20 protein-coding genes are annotated in these 16,704 nt (G+C 66.6%); 7 read left to right on the top strand and 13 right to left on the bottom strand.

The features are described 5' to 3' along the window. Window positions 1–20: 20 nt before the first annotated feature. A complete protein-coding gene (trxA, locus tag AAC050_RS11525) occupies window positions 21–350 on the top strand; it encodes a thioredoxin (RefSeq protein ID WP_339915233.1) in 330 nt (109 codons plus the stop codon). A gap of 70 nt (window positions 351–420) precedes the next feature. Here the strand turns inward: trxA and AAC050_RS11520 are convergent, their stop codons facing one another. The 11 genes from AAC050_RS11520 to AAC050_RS11470 all read right to left on the bottom strand — a co-directional run bounded on the left by AAC050_RS11520 (window position 421) and on the right by AAC050_RS11470 (window position 9,436). Further along, window positions 421–1,707 carry a folylpolyglutamate synthase/dihydrofolate synthase family protein gene (locus tag AAC050_RS11520; RefSeq protein WP_339915232.1) on the bottom strand — a complete coding sequence of 429 codons (1,287 nt, stop codon included), beginning with the start codon at window positions 1,705–1,707 and terminating at the stop codon, window positions 421–423. Window positions 1,708–1,715: 8 nt separating this feature from the next. Continuing rightward, window positions 1,716–2,621 (bottom strand): acetyl-CoA carboxylase carboxyltransferase subunit beta, encoded by a 906-nt coding sequence (locus AAC050_RS11515; RefSeq protein ID WP_339915231.1) that lies wholly within the window; start codon window positions 2,619–2,621, stop codon window positions 1,716–1,718. Window positions 2,622–2,631: 10 nt separating this feature from the next. Then, complete coding sequence (gene trpA, locus AAC050_RS11510) at window positions 2,632–3,462, bottom strand: tryptophan synthase subunit alpha (RefSeq protein ID WP_339915230.1); 831 nt, start codon at window positions 3,460–3,462, stop codon at window positions 2,632–2,634. Further along, complete coding sequence (locus AAC050_RS11505; protein ID WP_339915229.1) at window positions 3,459–3,890, bottom strand: hypothetical protein; 432 nt, start codon at window positions 3,888–3,890, stop codon at window positions 3,459–3,461. The genes trpA and AAC050_RS11505 overlap by 4 nt, the downstream gene beginning before the upstream one ends. Before the next feature lie 18 nt (window positions 3,891–3,908). Then, entirely contained in the window at window positions 3,909–5,123 is a 1,215-nt protein-coding gene (gene trpB, locus AAC050_RS11500) for a tryptophan synthase subunit beta (protein WP_339915228.1), read from the bottom strand. Window positions 5,124–5,161: 38 nt separating this feature from the next. Then, a complete protein-coding gene (locus AAC050_RS11495; protein ID WP_339915227.1) occupies window positions 5,162–5,791 on the bottom strand; it encodes a phosphoribosylanthranilate isomerase in 630 nt (209 codons plus the stop codon). Beyond that, the gene (locus AAC050_RS11490) at window positions 5,788–6,201 is read right to left on the bottom strand and encodes a type II toxin-antitoxin system VapC family toxin (protein WP_339915226.1); all 414 of its coding nucleotides are present in this window, start codon (window positions 6,199–6,201) and stop codon (window positions 5,788–5,790) included. The genes AAC050_RS11495 and AAC050_RS11490 overlap by 4 nt, the downstream gene beginning before the upstream one ends. Further along, window positions 6,198–6,443 (bottom strand): type II toxin-antitoxin system prevent-host-death family antitoxin, encoded by a 246-nt coding sequence (locus AAC050_RS11485; protein ID WP_339915225.1) that lies wholly within the window; start codon window positions 6,441–6,443, stop codon window positions 6,198–6,200. Before AAC050_RS11485 ends, AAC050_RS11490 begins: the two co-directional genes overlap by 4 nt. 36 nt (window positions 6,444–6,479) lie before the next feature. After that, a complete protein-coding gene (locus AAC050_RS11480) occupies window positions 6,480–7,169 on the bottom strand; it encodes a pseudouridine synthase (protein ID WP_339915224.1) in 690 nt (229 codons plus the stop codon). A 77-nt stretch (window positions 7,170–7,246) separates the two neighbouring features. After that, window positions 7,247–8,149, bottom strand: a complete 903-nt coding sequence (locus AAC050_RS11475; RefSeq protein WP_339915223.1) for a methyltransferase — start codon at window positions 8,147–8,149, stop codon at window positions 7,247–7,249. Between the two features lie 99 nt (window positions 8,150–8,248). After that, window positions 8,249–9,436 carry an acetyl-CoA C-acetyltransferase gene (locus tag AAC050_RS11470; protein WP_339915222.1) on the bottom strand — a complete coding sequence of 396 codons (1,188 nt, stop codon included), beginning with the start codon at window positions 9,434–9,436 and terminating at the stop codon, window positions 8,249–8,251. Between the two features lie 151 nt (window positions 9,437–9,587). On the opposite strand from AAC050_RS11470, the gene AAC050_RS11465 reads away from it, so the two are divergent. The 3 genes from AAC050_RS11465 (at window position 9,588) to AAC050_RS11455 (ending at window position 11,362) form a co-directional block, all read left to right on the top strand. After that, window positions 9,588–10,295 (top strand): hemolysin III family protein, encoded by a 708-nt coding sequence (locus AAC050_RS11465; protein ID WP_339915221.1) that lies wholly within the window; start codon window positions 9,588–9,590, stop codon window positions 10,293–10,295. 93 nt (window positions 10,296–10,388) lie between these two features. Then, the gene (phaR, locus tag AAC050_RS11460; RefSeq protein WP_339915220.1) at window positions 10,389–11,006 is read left to right on the top strand and encodes a polyhydroxyalkanoate synthesis repressor PhaR; all 618 of its coding nucleotides are present in this window, start codon (window positions 10,389–10,391) and stop codon (window positions 11,004–11,006) included. Further along, the gene (locus AAC050_RS11455) at window positions 11,003–11,362 is read left to right on the top strand and encodes a hypothetical protein (protein WP_339915219.1); all 360 of its coding nucleotides are present in this window, start codon (window positions 11,003–11,005) and stop codon (window positions 11,360–11,362) included. The genes phaR and AAC050_RS11455 overlap by 4 nt, the downstream gene beginning before the upstream one ends. A 147-nt stretch (window positions 11,363–11,509) precedes the next feature. Here the strand turns inward: AAC050_RS11455 and AAC050_RS11450 are convergent, their stop codons facing one another. Both AAC050_RS11450 and AAC050_RS11445 read right to left on the bottom strand, forming a co-directional pair. Next, window positions 11,510–11,935: a hypothetical protein gene (locus tag AAC050_RS11450; protein WP_339915218.1), complete on the bottom strand. Its 426-nt coding sequence runs from the start codon at window positions 11,933–11,935 to the stop codon at window positions 11,510–11,512. 101 nt (window positions 11,936–12,036) lie between these two features. After that, window positions 12,037–12,777 (bottom strand): glycosyltransferase family 2 protein, encoded by a 741-nt coding sequence (locus tag AAC050_RS11445; RefSeq protein WP_339915217.1) that lies wholly within the window; start codon window positions 12,775–12,777, stop codon window positions 12,037–12,039. A gap of 123 nt (window positions 12,778–12,900) precedes the next feature. Here AAC050_RS11445 and AAC050_RS11440 point away from each other — a divergent pair, with 123 nt between their 5' ends. From AAC050_RS11440 to AAC050_RS11430, 3 genes are all read left to right on the top strand, one after another. Next, the gene (locus tag AAC050_RS11440; protein ID WP_339915216.1) at window positions 12,901–14,580 is read left to right on the top strand and encodes a glycosyltransferase family 39 protein; all 1,680 of its coding nucleotides are present in this window, start codon (window positions 12,901–12,903) and stop codon (window positions 14,578–14,580) included. Continuing rightward, complete coding sequence (locus AAC050_RS11435) at window positions 14,577–15,491, top strand: hydroxymethylglutaryl-CoA lyase (RefSeq protein WP_339915215.1); 915 nt, start codon at window positions 14,577–14,579, stop codon at window positions 15,489–15,491. The genes AAC050_RS11440 and AAC050_RS11435 overlap by 4 nt, the downstream gene beginning before the upstream one ends. Window positions 15,492–15,604: 113 nt before the next feature. Next, window positions 15,605–16,690: a glycosyltransferase family 1 protein gene (locus tag AAC050_RS11430; RefSeq protein WP_339915265.1), complete on the top strand. Its 1,086-nt coding sequence runs from the start codon at window positions 15,605–15,607 to the stop codon at window positions 16,688–16,690. The last annotated feature ends 14 nt before the right edge of the window (window positions 16,691–16,704 follow it).

Here is a 16,704-nt window from a genome sequence, read left to right as displayed (position 1 = left end):
GTGCAGCAGGAGACTTCCCCATGGCCACCGTAAAGGTCACCGACGCCAGCTTCGACGCCGATGTGCTGAAGTCGTCCGTCCCCGTCCTGGTCGACTTCTGGGCCGAATGGTGCGGCCCCTGCAAACAGATCGGCCCCGCGCTGGAACAGATCGGCGACGAACTGGCCGGCAAGGTTGTGATCGCCAAGGTCAATATCGACGATTCGCCGATGATCCCGTCCAAGCTGGGCGTGAAGGGTATCCCGACCCTGATGCTGTTCCGCGACGGCCAGATGGCCTCAATGAAGGTCGGGGCCATGCCCAAGGGCAAGATCGTCGAATGGCTGGCCGAAGCCGGCATCTCTGCTTGATTTCCCAAGGCCCCTCCCTTGCGGAGGGGCCGCCGGCCTCAAGTAGCCCGAAGGGCGATAGGCCCAGCAACTATGCCGGCCAGGTCTCGCGGCTCGCGCCCAGCACCTCGCCCGCGAGATAAAGCGAGCCGCAGATCACCACCCGTTCCGCGCCCAGCCGTAGCGCTAGATCCAGCGCTGCCCCGACCGACCCCGTCGCCGTGGCCCCCAGCCCGTGGCCTCGGGCCACGGTTGCCAGCGCCTCGGGGTCGGCGGCCGCCCCTTCGAAGCCCACGGTGAAGACGTGGGCCCCGGTGTCCTTCAGCGCCTCGAAGAAGCCGCCGGAATCCTTGTTGGCCAGCATGCCGACGATCAAGGCCAGCGGACGCGGCGCGCGCACCTGCCGGGCCGTCAACGTATCGGCCAGGGCCCGCGCCGCATGGGGGTTATGCCCCCCATCCAGCCAGAGTTCGGCATCCACCGATCGCGCCGTCTCGCCATAGGGACCCATCGTCAGCCGCTGCATCCGCCCCGGCCAGCGCGCCGTGCGCAGCCCTTCGGCAATAGCCGCCTCGGGCAGGTCCAGCTCCAGCGCCACAGCCACGGCCAGCCCGGCATTGTCGATCTGGTGCGGCCCGCTCAGGGCCGGGGCCGGCAGGTCCAGAAACCGCTCCTGATCCTGATAGGACAGCCCGCCGCGATCGGCCCAGGCGTCGAACGCCTCTCCCATGACCGTCAACGGCACCCGCACGCCCGCGGCCGCTACTGCGATCGCGGCCATCACCGCCTCGGACTGGCGCGCGATCAACCCCCGCGCCCCAGCCTTGAGAATACCCGCCTTCTCTCCGGCGATAACCGCCAGATCGGTGCCGAGGAATTCCGCATGGTCGAGCGCGACCGGGGTGACCACACTCAGCAACGGTCGCTCGATAACATTGGTGGCGTCCAGCGATCCTCCCAGCCCGACCTCGATCAGGGCCAGGTCGGCGGGCACCCCGGCCATGGCCACAAAGGCCGCCGCCGTCGTCGCCTCGAACACCGTGGCCCCGATTCCGTGCGCCGCCCCGGCCGCCTCGACCCGGTCCAGCGCCGCGTTCAGGGTCGCGTCATCGATCAGGGTCCCGGCCAGGCGGATGCGTTCGTTGAATCGCACCAGATGCGGCGACGTATAGACATGGACTCGCAATCCCGCCGCTTCGGCCATGGCCCGCAGCAAGGCCACAGTGGAACCCTTGCCGTTAGTTCCGGCCACGTGGATCACCGGTGGCAGGGCGTCCTGCGGATCGCCCAGGGCCGCGCACAGGGCCCGCATCCGGTCCAGTGACAGGTCGATCTTCTGCGGATGTCGGGCCAGCAACCGGGCCGAAATCGGATCCATGACCGCGCCTAGGCGGCCCGGCGCTTGCCGTCCATCAGCATGGACAGAACCTGACCCAGCACCGTCGGCAGTTCGGCGCGGGCGACGACCCGGTCGACCATACCCTTTTGCTGAAGGTATTCAGCGCGCTGGAAACCCGGTGGCAGCTTCTCGCGGATGGTGGCCTCGATCACCCGGGGCCCGGCAAAGCCGATCAGGGCGTCGGGCTCGGCCAGATGCACGTCGCCCAGCATGGCATAGCTGGCGGTGACCCCGCCGGTGGTCGGGTCGGTCAGGACCACGACGAAGGGCAGTTGCGCTGCCTTCAGCTCCTGCACCGCCAGGGTGGTGCGCGCCATCTGCATCAGGCTGAGCGCGCCCTCCTGCATCCGGGCCCCACCGGCGGCGGTGAAACAGACCATCGGCACCTTGCGTTCGATCGCAGCCCGGGCGGCGGCGATAAAGCCTTCGCCGGCGGCCATGCCCAGCGACCCGCCCATGAAGGCGAAATCCTGCACGATGGCCACGGCCGGGGTGCCGTCGATCTGACCGTAGCCAATCGACATCACATCACGCGTGCCCACGGCCTTGCGCGCCGCGGCCAGCCGCTCGCGATAAGGTTTGCCGTCGCTGAATTTCAGCGGGTCTTCCTCGACCTCGGGGCTGTCGATCTTCTCATAGTCGCCGTCGTCAAACGTATAGGCCAGCCGCTTGGCCGCACCGATGCGCATATGGCGACCGGACGGGGTCACCCACAGGGCGGTCTCCAGATCCGGGCGATACAGCATCTCGCCGCTGTCGGGGTCCTTGACCCACAGGCCGTCGGGCGTGTCGCGCCGGCTGACGATCTTGCGTACGCCGGGGGCGAAGCGTGACAGCCAGCCACCGCGGCGTTCGGGCGGAGTCTTGATCGGGGGCGTATTCTTGTCGGCCATGAGGGTGTCTCTAGACCGTTTCCGTCGCGCGTGCAGCCCTGACCGCATCACCCAGCGACTTGACCCGGGTCAGCACGCGGTCGCGGGGCGACTCTCCGGCCTCCAGGGCCGCGGCCACCTCGTCGACAAGCACCGAGCCGACCACCACCGCATCGGCGACGCGGGCGATCTCGGCGGCCCGCTCCGGCGTGCGTACGCCGAAACCCACCGCCACCGGCAGGCCCGACGCCTTGCGCACCCGCTCGACGGCGGGAGCCACCGACAGGGCCTGGGCTTCCTTGACCCCGGTCACCCCGGCCACCGAGACGTAATAGACGAAGCCCGAGGTGCGCCGGGCGATGATCTTCAGCCGCGCGTCGTCCGAGGTCGGGGTCGCCAGACGGATCAGTGACACCTTGTGGGCGTCCAGCGCATCCGACAGCGGATCAGCCTCTTCCGGCGGGCAGTCGACCACGATCAGGCCATCGACACCGCTGGCCGCCGCGTCGCGCGCGAAGGCATCATAGCCGTAGCTCTCGATCGGATTCAGATAGCCCATCAGGATCAGCGGCGTATCGGCATCGCCGGCACGGAAGTCCCGCGCCAGGTCCAGCGTTCCCTTCAGGGTCAGCCCGGCCTTGAGGCCCCGGATCGCCGCCTTCTGGATCGGCGGGCCCTCGGCCATCGGATCGCTGAACGGAAAACCCAGTTCGATGAGGTCGGCCCCGGCGGCGGGCAGACCGCGCAGGATCTCCAGCGAGTCCTCGCGGCTTGGGTCGCCAGCCATCACATAGGCGACGAACCCGGCCCGGCCCTCGGCCTTCAGCGCGGCGAAACGGGCATCGATACGGACGGTGGTCACTGCGCCGGCGCTCCGGCATCCGGAGCCGTGCACACATTGCCCGGGATGGTGGCGAAGCCGAGATAGGCAATCGACTCGGGCACGGTCGGACGGGTGGTGTCATAGAAGGCGATCATCTGGATGCCGTCGCAGCCACCGGCCTCGCGCCGGCGCACCATCACCAGACGGTTATTCTCGCCGCTGGCCGGCAGCCAGCCCCGCTCCTCGAAATGAGCCACATAGGCGTCGGCCAGAGCGCCCACACTGCCCAGCGGAGCGCTGACACAGAAGGCCTTGCCGGCCAGGTCGTGCAGATTGCCGCAATCGGAGGCCAGGGTGGCCCCGGCCAGGATCGGCGTATCCGCCACCGGTCCCCCCTGGGCCTGGGCCAGAACCGGACCGGTCAGGCCCAGCGACAACAGGGCCGTCAGTGCAAGAATGGTTTTCATGATCAGATTTCCGGAGCTCTAGAGCTCGACTCCCAGATGTTCGGCTACCGCGAAGATGTCCTTGTCGCCACGGCCGCACAGATTCACCACCACATCGCCGCCCTTGCCGACCTCGGCCGCGATCTCGCCGATCCGGGCCAGGGCATGACTGGGCTCCAGCGCCGGAATGATCCCCTCCAGCTTTGAGCACAGCTGGAAGGCTTCCAGCGCCTCGGCGTCGGTGGTGGCACGATATTCGGCGCGGCCAATATCCTTCAACCAGGCGTGTTCCGGTCCGATCCCCGGATAATCAAGGCCGGCCGAAATCGAATGGCCTTCCAGAATCTGGCCGTCGTCGTCCTGCAGCAGATAGGTGCGGTTGCCGTGCAGCACGCCCGGCCGGCCGCCCTGCAGGCTGGCGGCATGGTCCGGCCCGTCCAGCCCGCGCCCGGCCGCCTCGACCCCGATCAGTCGCACGCTCGCGTCGTCGATGAAGGGATGGAACAGGCCGATGGCGTTCGACCCGCCGCCGATGGCTGCGACACAGGCGTCGGGCAGCTTGCCGCGCCGCACCTGCATCTGCACCTTGGTCTCCTTGCCGATCACCGCCTGGAAGTCGCGCACCATAGCCGGATAGGGATGGGGCCCGGCGGCGGTACCGATCAGGTAGTAGGTGTCCTCGACATTGGTGACCCAGTCGCGCATCGCCTCGTTCATCGCGTCCTTCAGCGTCGCCCGGCCGCTGGTCACCGGTACCACCTCGGCGCCCAGCAGCTTCATGCGGAACACATTCGGTGACTGCCGCTGCACGTCGGTCGCGCCCATATAGACCACGCATTTCAGGCCGAAGCGGGCGCAGACGGTGGCCGTGGCCACCCCGTGCTGGCCGGCCCCGGTCTCGGCGATGATCCGCGTCTTGCCCATCCGCATGGCCAGCAGGATCTGGCCCATGCAGTTGTTGATCTTGTGCGCGCCGGTGTGATTCAGCTCGTCGCGCTTGAACCAGATGTCGGCGGTTCCGTAGTGGGCGCTCAGTCGCTCGGCCAGATACAGGGGGCTGGGCCGACCCACATAGTGGGTCAGGAAGTCGTCCAGCTCGGCCTGAAACGTCGGGTCAGCCTGGGCCGCCGCATAGGCCGCGGTCAGCTCATGCACCAGCGGCATCAGGGTCTCGGCTACAAACCGGCCCCCGTAGGGACCGAAGCGCCCCTCGGCGTCGGGCAGGGCATAGGCATTGGGCAGGATGGCGTTCACAGGCGTTTCTCTCGCGGGGAGGCGTCGGAAATGGGGCGTCACACGGCTTTGAGAAAGGCCGCGATCCGGTCCGTGTCCTTAACACCGGGCGCACTTTCCACACCAGAGGACACATCGACCATCGGGGCCCCGCTGATGGCCACGGCCTCAGCGACATTGTCCGGCGTCAGGCCCCCGGCCAGAAACCACGGTCTGGCGAACGATCGCCCAGCCAGCAGCGACCAGTCGAACCGGGCCCCAACCCCGCCCGGCAGGTCCGCACCCGCAGGGGGACGGGCATCGAACATCAGGTGGTCGACTACCGGCTCCCAGGCCGCAGCCGCCGCGATGTCGGCAGCGTTGGACACGGCCAGGGCGCGGATGATCCCGGCCCCGGTCAGCTCGCGCACCCGCATCGCCCGCTCCGGCGTCTCGCGTCCGTGCAACTGGATCAGCTCCGGTTTCAGGATCAGGGCGATCTCGGTCAGTCGGGCGTCGTCGGCATCGACGGTCACCGCCACCACCTTCGCCCGCCCCCGGGCGCGCGCGAACAGGGTCGCCGCGTGCAAGGGTTCGAGGTGGCGCGGGCTTTTCGCAAACACCACCGCGCCGACGAAGGTCGCCCCGCCGTCCAGCGCGGCGTCGAGGGTGTCGGGCGTGGTCAGGCCACAGATCTTGACGTCGGTCATGGCTGGATCACCTCTATACCGATGCCAACAGCTGAAGCGGCCAATCGTTGGTCATAGGTCGCCAGCGTCATCCGGAACCGCTCGGTCAGGGCGACATGGAGTGCATCCGGCGTGCGGAGCAGAGGATCAAAGCGGATCAGAGCCCTTGCCGCCTGGACGTCGTCACTCCCCACGTCGAGCAGCCGGACTCCCTGGGCCAACCAACGATCCAGCCCCTCTTCCGCCGTTTCTCTTTCGTCGGGATCAAGGCGACCTGTCCGCTGGTGATGGGAAAGGGCTGAACTGAATTCCGCTACGGTCCACTGTGACAGGCAGATGTCCGGATCGGTCGCCAGCCAAGCGTCGAGACGCGGGCTCGTGGCCTCAACGACGAAGATGGGCACGACGACACTGGCGTCGAGATAGATCACCGGGAGCGCTCGTTTCGCATCTCCTCAAGCGCCGCGACCGTATCGGTCGGCCCCTTCTTTGGCAGGACGCGTCGTCGCTTTAGCTCTTCAACGTCGATCCTGAACGGCCTGGCCGGCTCGCGCGCCACCACGTCGGCGACGACCTTGCCTCGCCGCGTGATCGAGACAGGTTCGCCCCGTTCGGCGGCGGCGAGCACTTTCGAGAAATTGTTCTTGGCCTCGGCAACAGAGTAGCTGGACATACACCTAAGATAGCCATCCAGGTGGCCATCGTCCAGTCAGGCAAAGATTTGCTCGACCTCGGTCTCGTCCAGAAGCCGCCACTCACCGGGGACCAGATCGTCCGGCAGGGTCAGGCCGCCCAGACGTTCCCGGTGCAAGGCCTCGACGTGGTTACCGGCGGCGGCGAACATGCGCCGCACCATGTGATAGCGGCCCTCGGTCACCGTCAGCCGCGCCTCGGTCGGCGACAGGACTTCCAGCTCGGCCGGGGCCAGCGGCTTGTTCTCACCCTCCAGCACCAGACCTCCGGCCGCGAACAGGGCCTGTTCGGTCCCGGCCAGCGGCCGCGCCAGCGTCGCATGATAGACCTTGGCCACATGGCGGCGCGGCGAGATCACCCGGTGCAGCAGGTCACCGTCGTCGGTCAGCAGCAGCAGGCCCGAGGTCTGTTTGTCCAGCCGTCCGATGGTCGAGATGGCCGGGTCGCGATGCCGCCAGCGCGACGGCAGCACGTCATAGACCAGCGCCCCCTCCTCCTTGCGCGAACAGGTCATGCCCAGCGGCTTGTTCAGCAGCAGCACCACCCCGGGCGGCGGATCGACCGGCCGGCCGTCGATCATCATCCGCTGCGGCAGGTCGCGGGTCACCGGAATGCGTTTCGACACATCGACCAGATCGACCCCGTCCAGCACAATGCCCCCGGCCTTGCCCAGCCGCGCCATCTCGCTGCGCGAGCCGTAACCCATCCCGCCCAGCAGCTTGTCGACGCGACTTGTTGGTGGGCTAACGCGCTTCGCGCTACTTGAGCCCGCGGCAGGGGTCTTCACTTCACCGCCTCGAACAATTTGTAGCCGCCCCGGTCGGCGACCATCGCCACCCGTTTGAAGGCGGTGTTCAGTTCGGCCTCATAGGGCAGGTGGCGGTTGGCCACGATCCAGGCCACGCCCCCCTTGTGCAGCAGGGCGGCGGCCTTCTGGATGAAGGCCTGGCCCAGACGCTTGTCCTCGGTGCCGCCGTCGTGGAAGGGCGGATTGCTGACCACGAAGTCCAGATCCCCGGCCGCGTCCAGATTGCGGGCATCGACCCAGTCGAAGGTCACACGCGGATCAACGACGTTCTTCTGCGCCGCCTCGATCGCCCGCCGGTCCAGGTCGACCAGCTTAAGGCTGGTCACGGTCGCAGAGCGCAGCACCACCGTGGCCAGTGCGCCGTAGCCGCAGCCCAGGTCCACGCCGTCACCCTTCATCGGCGACAGGTGTTCGGCCAGCAGGGCCGTGCCCGCATCGACCCGGTCCCAGGCGAAGATGCCCGGCTGCGACCAGGCCTCCAGCCCCTCGACCTGACGCGGCGCTCCAGCAGCAATGGCCTCGTCGATTCCGGTCAGGGTTTCGGGACGGATCACCACGCAGCGGCGGTGATGGGCCTTGGAGCTCTCGGCCAGGTCGACGCCGAAGGCCTTCAACTCCTTGTTCAACCGCGAGCCGCCCTTGTCCTTGGCCGCCATCACATCCAGCCGCCCGCCGACCTTCAGCGCCCGCAGGGCCAGGGCCAGCAGATAGCGCCGCTCCAGCACCCCCGGCGGGGCATAGATCATGGCCGTGTCCACGGACTTCGGCGCGAAGCTTTCCAGCGCCGTCGAACCGGGGATCAGCGGCGAGGTCTGGACCGCGGCCCCCGGCGGATCGAAGACCAGCGGGGGGCGGCCATGGAGAATATCTGTCGTCATCGCGTCGCCTTAGCCCCTTCCGCCCAATTCGCGAAGCCGGGCCCTCCCGCCGTCGCGTCGAAGGGGGCTTCGGGAGCCTGTGGTCCGCAGGAGTGACCGTCAGACGCGTTCGACGCACATAGCCACGCCCATGCCGCCGCCGACGCACAGGGTCGCCAGACCCTTCTTGGCGTCCCGTCGCTTCATCTCATGCAACAGGGTGGTCAGGATCCGGGCACCGGACGCGCCGATCGGATGGCCGATGGCGATGGCCCCGCCGTTGACGTTGACCTTGGCGGGATCAAATCCCATCCCGCGCTTGACGCACAGGCTCTGGGCCGCGAAGGCCTCATTGGATTCGATCAGGTCCAGATCGGCGACGGTCCAGCCGGCCTTTTCCAGTGCCTTGCGCGAGGCCGGGATCGGACCCGTGCCCATGATCGCCGGATCGACGCCAGCCGTAGCCCAGGACACGATCCGCGCCAGCGGCTCCAGCCCGCGGGTTTTCGCCTCATCGGCGCTCATCAGCACCAGGGCCGCGGCCCCATCGTTCAGCCCCGAGGCGTTTCCGGCGGTAACCGAACCTTCCCTGGAAAAGGCCGGGCGCAGCGCCTCCATCGCCTCCACCGTCGCGCCGTGACGGATGTATTCGTCCTTGTCGACAGTGACCTCGCCCTTTCGGGTGGAGATCACCACCGGAACGATCTCGGCATCGAAGCGCCCGGCCTTCTGGGCCGCCTCGGCCTTGTTCTGCGAACCGACGGCAAAGACGTCCTGCGCCTCGCGGGTAATGTGGTTCTGATCGGCCACGTTCTCGGCCGTCTGGCCCATGTGATAGCCGTTGAAGGCATCCCACAGCCCGTCCTTGATCATGGTGTCGATGAAGGCCAGGGCACCCATCTTCTGGCCATTGCGCAGATGCGCCGCGTGGGGGGCCTGGCTCATGCTCTCCTGACCACCGGCGACGACGATCCGCGCATCGCCCAGCGCGATCTGCTGATAGGCCAGCGCCACCGCCCGCAGGCCCGAGCCGCAGATCTGGTTCAGGGTCCAGGCCGAGACCTCCATCGGGATGTCCGCCCCCATCGAGGCCTGCCGCGCCGGCCCCTGGCCCGTCGCCGCCTGCAGCACATGACCCAGGATCACCTCATCGACGTCCGCGGGATCGACACTCGCCCGTTCCAGCGCCGCTCGAATAGCGATTTCGCCCAACTTGGACGCCGGCAGGCTGGCCAGGGCTCCGAGAAACGAGCCGACAGGTGTGCGGGCAGCGGAAACAATCACCACGTCGATACGGGCTTCAGTCATCTGGCGAACCTTCTGGCGAATTCGGGTGCGTGGCGTTTCTGCCGCATTCAAGCCCTTTCGTCACGCCGCATGATGCCCGTTCAGCAGATAGTCATCCCGCCGCGCAATGATGGTCTGGAACGATGTGGGGCCCGACCGGGTTAGAAAAACCATGCGGAAGAGACTGAAAAACCTGGCGCGCCGGCTCTGCACCCCCGATGCGCTCGACATGGCTGAACACTATCAGTCCCGCGCCGAGCGATTGGCGGATCTGTGGGTCCATGTCGTCGGTCTCGGCCTTGCAGCCGCCGGCGGCGTGGTCCTGGCCCTGCTGGCAGCCTGGTACGGCGGCATCGGAACGACCCTCGCCACCGCAGTTTACGCCCTGTGTCTGATCGGCATGCTGGCCGCCTCAACGGTCTACAACCTGGCCCAGCCGGGCGCGGCCAGGCCGGTGCTGCGGCGGCTCGACGAGGCCGCCATCTTCCTGATGATCGCCGGCAGCTATACGCCCTTTACGACCCAGCGGTTCGAGGGCGGCTGGGCCGTCGGCTTCACCCTGGTGGTCTGGCTGATCGCCTTCGCCGGGGTCGCCGCCAAATTGGTGGCCCCCCGCGTTTCGGATGCCTTCTGGAGCGCCGTCTATGCCCTGTTCGGCTGGCTCGCGGTGATCGCCCTCAAGCCGATGATGGACACCGTCCATCCGATCGCCCTGATCCTGCTGGTGATCGGAGGACTGATCTACACTGCCGGCGTCTTCGTCTTCATCAGCCCGCAGGTGAAGTTCCGCCGGGCGATCTGGCATGGCTTTGTCGTCGCCGGGGCCGGCGTCCACTGGGCTGCCATTCTGGTGGGGGTCGTTCTGGCTCCGGCGACCTGACCGTGCCTGCCGAATGGGTCGACGGCGAAGGGACTGGCGTCAGCCCTCGCGCTGCGGGATAGTGCGGCATTGCAACAAAGGCGGGTTCGAGGCGTGGCCGAGAAAAAGTCCAACAGCGGTAAAGGCAAGGATGGCGAAACCGTCATCATCAAGAAATACGCCAACAGGCGGCTCTACGACACCTCCTCCAGCGCCTATGTCACGCTTGAGGACCTGGCGCGCATGGTCCGTGAAGGCACGGATTTCGTCGTCTATGACGCCAAGAGCAACGAGGATCTGACCCGCCAGATTCTGACCCAGATCATCTTCGAGGAGGAAAGCCGGGGCGAGGCGCTGCTACCGGTCCAATTCCTGCGCCAGCTGATCGGCTTCTACGGCGGCCAGATGCAAGGCGTCCTGCCCAGCTATCTGGAAATGTCGCTGGATTCCTTCACCCGCCAGCAGGAACAGCTGCGCGGCCAATTCAGCCGGACCTTCGGGGCCGCGCCGGGCGTCGGTCTGCTGGATGAGGCGGTCAAGCGCAACATGGCCATGTTCGAACAGGCCATGAAGGTCTGGCCGGGCTTTTCCGGAAGCAATCCGGCCGCGGCCCGTCCGCCGCAGTCGTCCGCGCCTTCGGCCACCCCGGATCCGCTGTCGGAAATGCGTCAGCAGATGGATGAGATGCGGGCCCAGCTGGACCATCTGGCAGGCGGCAAGGGCACACCGTGACCGACGGCATCCGTCCCGTCAGCGCAGTTGAACGGCGGGAGCGTCGCGCCGCCGAACGCCGCGCCGCCGAACGCCGGGCCAGCTCGACATCCCGCGAACTGGTTCCCCTGGGCGAGGCGGCCGATCATGCCCCCGGAACCGAAGAGACCCCGGCAAGACCTGCCCCCAAGCCGGGAGCCGAAACCGGTGCGGCCGCCTTTGCCGCGCAGATGATTGGACAAACCGGTCAGCGCAAGGGCCTGAAGGGCGGCCCCCCCGTTCTGGGCGCGGCCCGCTCGACCTATCTGGGCACCGAATATTCGGGCGCGAAAGAGCGCCGCCCCGGGGCCGGCAAGAGCAAGCGCACCGACGTCTGACCTGATCACGCCTGGCGGCACAGTCCTTGCTGGGAACGGGGTTCATTCCCGTTTTCCGGACAGCGTCTCATGTTTTCGATCCTCAGCCTCACGACCCGCATCATTGACGTCACGGTCGTCGCCCTGATCTTCACCGCCTTCAGCTGATCAGCCGCCGCTGAAATCGAGATCCTTGCGGGCCGAGATAATGGTGACGATGAAGCCCGCCAGAACGTCCAGCATGACCATCACCACGATCAGGAAGAAGGTCGAGGTGGCGAAGCCCTTCACCAGCAGAAACTCGACCAGACATCCTACGAACAGGATCATCGACAGGGCGTGATTGACGATTGCGACCTTCTGGCTCGAGGTCGACTTCAGCAGTTCGAAGAACAGCAGGATCAGGGCGAGAAACAGAATCAGATCGCCGACTCCGACCGTCCAGCTCGCACCCGACGCCATCGGAATCGAAAACAACGGGTCGCGAAGGAGCGCATCAGCGGCAGCGACCCCCGACCCGTCCATCATGCCCGACAGCACCACGATATTGTAGATCACCACCGGGATCAGCAGCAGGGGCAGAGCGATCAGCATGTTTCAATCCTCGACGGGTCGCCGGTCGAACGGCCGGGCTGGTTAACGAGGAATACCCCCGTTCGCTCCATACGGCTACGCTGGTTCGCCTCAGAGGCGAGTCAGTCAGCCTGGAATTCACTGACCGCCCCCGGCTGACGGGAGCGGGATTTCAGCCACATCACCCCGAGAAGGTCCGACACCGACGCCATCAACCGCCCCCAGTTGGTGTATTTTGATTGCCCCGTCTCACGGTGACGATGATCGACGTCGAGATAACGGTTCTCATAGCCCTCCCGGATCATCAGGGCCGGTAGATAGCGATGGATGTGATCGAAGTAGGGCAGTCGCAGGAAGGCATCGCGACGAAACGCCTTCAGCCCGCAACCAGTGTCGTCGGCATCGTCGCCGAGCAGTTTCTTGCGGATACGGTTGGCCCAGAGTGACGCCTGGCGCTTGGCGGTGGAATCCTGTCGTTTGGCGCGACGCCCACCGACCATGGCAACGGTGGAAGGGGCCGCGAGCAAGGCGTCGACCAGCCCGGGCGCGTCGGCCGGCGGATTCTGACCGTCGCCGTCCAGGGTGACGATGATCGCGCCCCGCGCCGCGAGAACCCCGCTGCGTACCGCGCGGCTCTGTCCGGCGTTCCCGGCATGGCTGAGAACGCGCAGGGTCGGCAGTTCCGCCATCAGGCCCCGCAGTTCCGACAGGGTCGAGTCGCGACTGGCGTCGTCCACAAAGATCATTTCATAGGACCGCCCGGCGAAGGCGGTAGCGATCTCGCGCGCCAGGGGGCCGGCAGCACCGGCCTCATCATGCACCGGCACAACGACCGAGATTTCCGGGGTGTTCGTAGATGTCATGACCGTTCTCTAGCCGAGTTCCCGGCTGAACGGGAGCCGCTTGCTGATGCCCCCGTGGCTGTTGGCGCAGCGGTGCGATCAGGACGGCTGACGTTCACCAAATCACCGTGATAGAAAGACGACATGACGCGCCCGAACCTGGACCACTATATCGCCGGCTGGCGCGGACCGCTGTTCGCGGCCCTTCTGGCCCTTGCGGCCGGCCTGCCCGGTCTGCTGCTTATGCCGCCGCTGGACCGGGACGAGAGCCGTTACGCCCAGGCCACATCGCAGATGCTGGAGAGCGGAGACTTCATCGATATTCGCTTCCAGGACGAACCGCGCTGGAAGAAACCCGTGGGCATCTACTGGATGCAGGCCATGGCAGTAGCCGTCACCTCGAGCGTCGAAAACCGCGACATCGCCCCCTATCGCATCCCGTCGATACTGGGCGCGATGCTGGCTGCAGCCGCCTGCGCCTGGACCGGGATGGCCCTGTTCGGTCAGAGAGCGGGATTTCTGGCCGGAGCCATGCTCGGCGCGACCTTCCTGCTGTCCAGCGAGGCGGGGATAGCCAAGACGGATGCCATGCTGTGCGGGGCCGTCACCCTGTCCATGGCTGCGCTGGCGCGACTCTATATGGCGACACGGGCCGGTGAAGCCCCGCCACGACTGCACAAATTACTGTTCTGGGCAGGACTGGGCCTGTCGATCCTGATCAAGGGGCCGATCGGCCTGATTGTCGTCGTTCCGGCGATAATTGCCCTGTCCGTCTGGGATCGCGACCTGACATGGTTGCGACGTCTGGGCTGGGGCTGGGGTCTGCCGCTGGTCGCCCTGATCGTCGGCCCCTGGGCCATCGCCATCACCATTGCCACGGACGGCGGCTTCTGGCGCGAGGCCATCGGCAACGACCTGGGATCCAAGCTGACCGGAGCCCAGGAAAGTCACGGCGGATGGCCCGGCATGTATCTGATGCTGGCCCCCCTGCTGCTGTTCCCGATCACCCTGATGCTGCCGGCCGCCCTGTCGACAGGCTGGCACCGGCGGGCCGAGCCCGCTGTGCGGTTCATGGTGTGCTGGCTGGTTCCGGCCTGGCTGATCTTCGAAATCGCCCCGACCAAACTGTGGCACTATACCTTGCCGACATTCGGGGCCATCGCCCTGCTGGCGGCAGCGGCCCTGACCCGCCCCATAGGTCTGGTTTCCAGGCGCGCCGGGGCCTTGCTGGCCCTGTTCGGTGGCACCCTTATCATCGGGATCACCGTCTACGGACTGACAGAGTTCGGCACCACTACGGCCCAGACCTGGGCCACGCTGACCATCGTCTTCACTGCCGGCGCAGCGGCGATCGGTGCCTTCTTGCTGCTGAATCGTGCGGCCGTGTCCTCCGTGCTGATCTCGATCCTGCTGGGCGTGGTCGCCCACGCGGCCCTCGCGGGCACAATTCGTCAGCTGCGTCCCCTGTCCGTCGCCCCACGACTTGAGGCGGCTCTGGAGACGGCCGGTCTGCATCCACGCCAGGGACGCACGCCCGGGCCGGTGGCCATCACCCGCTTCCATGAACCGAGCTTCGTCTTCCTGACCGGCCGCGACACCCAGTTAACCGATGCCGATGGTGCGGCACAGGCGCTGGCCGAAGGCCGTCCCGCCATAGTCGAGGACCACGATGCCGATGCCTTCCGCCAGGCCAGCGCCAGACTGGGCGTAACCGGCCGCGCCGTGGGAACCGTGAGCGGCTACAACTATTCCAGCGGCGATGACGTCAACCTGACGGTCTATGCTCCCCCGGGCACGTCATTGCCCCAGAAGGCCGAACGATGAGCCGCCACATCACCATCGTCGAGGTTGGCCCCCGCGACGGACTGCAGAACGAGCAGACCGTGCTGGAGCCGGCCGTTCGGGTTGAGCTGGTGCACAGGCTGGAGGCGGCAGGAGCCCGGCGAATCGAGGTCGCCTCCTTCGTTCACCCAAAATACGTACCGCAGATGGCCGGTGCAGAAGAGGTCATGTCCCTGTTGCCGCACCAGGCCAGGCGAAGCCGCATCGGACTGGTACTGAACCCCAGGGGCTATGATCGCGCGCTGGGAACGACCGTGGACGAGGTCAATGTCGCCATGTCCGCCACCGATGGTTTCGGTCTCAAGAACCAGGGCCTGACCGTCGACGCCCAGGTCAGCATGCTGGAAGAAATCGTGGCGCAGCGACATAATGCCGGCGGCCAGCCGGGCGCGGCGGCGTCCCTGTCAGCCACAATTTCCTGTGTCTGGGGATGCCCTTTCGACGGCGAGGTTTCCGATCGCCAGGTTACGGACCTGGTCGCGCGGATCGCCGGCCTCGGCATCGAGGAAATTGCTCTGGCCGACACCATAGGAGCCGGCGACCCCTGGGCGGTCACCCGCAAGGTGGAGGCCGCCCGCAAGGTCGCGCCGGATGCCCGTCTGCGACTGCATTTCCATGACACACGCAACACCGGCCTCGCCAACGCCTATGCCGGGGTCGAGGCGGGGATCGATGTGCTGGACGCATCGGTCGGGGGAATCGGCGGTTGTCCGTTTGCCCCCGGCGCGACCGGCAATACGGCCACTGAGGACCTGGTCTATATGCTGGAGCGCGCGGGCTTCACGACCGACTACGACCTGGACGCTCTGATCGCCACTGCCGGCTGGATCGGGGACAGGATCGGACGGCCCACACCTTCGGCACTCAGTCGGGCGGGCAGGTTTCCGCGCTAGGTGTGGTGTCCGTTTCAACGCGAGGCGCGAGATCGCACAGGCAGTCTCGCCTTCATCACAAAGAACGGCTAAGGCTGTCCGCCTCGCTGATGGTGAAAGTTCGCCGCCTGTCCATGCGCATTGTTCTGGCCACCGACGCCTGGGAACCCCAGGTCAACGGCGTCGTCCGCACCCTGACCCTGACCGTGGCCGAATGCCGCGCCATGGGGCATGAGGTCGAGGTCATTCGCCCCGATCAATTCAAGACCATCCCCTGCCCGACCTATCCGGAAATCCGGCTGGCCCTGGGTGCGGAAGAAGAAATTCGTGAGCGGCTTCGCCAGTTCGAACCGGAAGCGGTTCACATTGCCACCGAGGGCCCGATCGGCATCGCTACACGGCGTATCTGCGTCGAATGGAAACTGCCCTTCACAACCAGCTACCACACCAAATTTCCGGAATATGTCTCGGCCCGTTTCCCGATCCCGGTCCAGGTCGGCTACGCCTATATGAAATGGTTTCATAAGCCGTCCGGACGCTTGATGGTCGCGACGCCGACCCTGCGCGACGAGCTGGAGGCGCACGGCTTTCGCAATGTCTCGCCCTGGTCACGTGGCGTCGACACCGAACTGTTCAATCCTGACCTGCCGCGGATCTATGACGAACTGGGTGGTGCCGACTGGCCGCGCCCCTTCTTCCTAAACGTGGGGCGGATCGCCGTCGAAAAGAACATCGAGGACTTTCTGGCCCTCGACCTGCCGGGCACCAAGATCGTGGTCGGCGACGGCCCGGCCCGGGCTGATCTTGAGGCCCGCTATCCCGAGGCAAAATTCCTCGGTTCGCGCTTCAATGAAGAACTGGCGCGCTGTTTCCGCGACGCGGATGTCTTCGTCTTCCCGAGCTGGACCGATACCTTCGGTCTGGTGATCCTGGAGGCGATGGCCACCGGCACGCCGGTCGCGGCCTTCCCCGCCCACGGCCCGATCGACATCATCCCCGGATCGAATGCCGGTGCCATCGACAAGGACCTGCGCAAGGCTTGTCTGGCCTGTCTCGAGCTCGACCGGGCGGATGTCCGCGCCTATGCCGAAAAATTCAGCTGGCGGGCTTCAGCCGAACAATTCATCGAGAATTTGCAGCCCTACCCCGAACCCGAACGTGGTCGGTTCTGGCGGCGTCTGCGGCGCCTTGCCCGGCTCCGACGCAAGATCGCAGCCTGACATCCGGAATTGGA

The sequence above is a fragment of the uncultured Brevundimonas sp. genome (assembly GCF_963974615.1).
Lineage (GTDB): Bacteria > Pseudomonadota > Alphaproteobacteria > Caulobacterales > Caulobacteraceae > Brevundimonas.
Note: the sequence above shows the minus strand (reverse complement) of the source record. Positions and strands in the feature narration are given on the sequence as shown.

What these genes read in the sequence shown, in the direction of transcription:
- trxA (WP_339915233.1), top strand. Translation starts at nt 21, where the DNA reads ATGGCCACCGTAAAGGTCACCGACGCCAGCTTCGACGCCGATGTGCTG.
- AAC050_RS11480 (WP_339915224.1), bottom strand. Translation starts at nt 7,169, where the DNA reads ATGGGTTACGGCTCGCGCAGCGAGATGGCGCGGCTGGGCAAGGCCGGG.
- AAC050_RS11440 (WP_339915216.1), top strand. Translation starts at nt 12,901, where the DNA reads ATGACGCGCCCGAACCTGGACCACTATATCGCCGGCTGGCGCGGACCG.
- AAC050_RS11515 (WP_339915231.1), bottom strand. Translation starts at nt 2,621, where the DNA reads ATGGCCGACAAGAATACGCCCCCGATCAAGACTCCGCCCGAACGCCGC.
- AAC050_RS11435 (WP_339915215.1), top strand. Translation starts at nt 14,577, where the DNA reads ATGAGCCGCCACATCACCATCGTCGAGGTTGGCCCCCGCGACGGACTG.
- AAC050_RS11505 (WP_339915229.1), bottom strand. Translation starts at nt 3,890, where the DNA reads ATGAAAACCATTCTTGCACTGACGGCCCTGTTGTCGCTGGGCCTGACC.
- AAC050_RS11430 (WP_339915265.1), top strand. Translation starts at nt 15,605, where the DNA reads ATGCGCATTGTTCTGGCCACCGACGCCTGGGAACCCCAGGTCAACGGC.
- AAC050_RS11475 (WP_339915223.1), bottom strand. Translation starts at nt 8,149, where the DNA reads ATGACGACAGATATTCTCCATGGCCGCCCCCCGCTGGTCTTCGATCCG.
- AAC050_RS11470 (WP_339915222.1), bottom strand. Translation starts at nt 9,436, where the DNA reads ATGACTGAAGCCCGTATCGACGTGGTGATTGTTTCCGCTGCCCGCACA.
- AAC050_RS11495 (WP_339915227.1), bottom strand. Translation starts at nt 5,791, where the DNA reads ATGACCGACGTCAAGATCTGTGGCCTGACCACGCCCGACACCCTCGAC.
- AAC050_RS11445 (WP_339915217.1), bottom strand. Translation starts at nt 12,777, where the DNA reads ATGACATCTACGAACACCCCGGAAATCTCGGTCGTTGTGCCGGTGCAT.
- AAC050_RS11520 (WP_339915232.1), bottom strand. Translation starts at nt 1,707, where the DNA reads ATGGATCCGATTTCGGCCCGGTTGCTGGCCCGACATCCGCAGAAGATC.
- AAC050_RS11465 (WP_339915221.1), top strand. Translation starts at nt 9,588, where the DNA reads ATGCGGAAGAGACTGAAAAACCTGGCGCGCCGGCTCTGCACCCCCGAT.
- AAC050_RS11450 (WP_339915218.1), bottom strand. Translation starts at nt 11,935, where the DNA reads ATGCTGATCGCTCTGCCCCTGCTGCTGATCCCGGTGGTGATCTACAAT.
- AAC050_RS11485 (WP_339915225.1), bottom strand. Translation starts at nt 6,443, where the DNA reads ATGTCCAGCTACTCTGTTGCCGAGGCCAAGAACAATTTCTCGAAAGTG.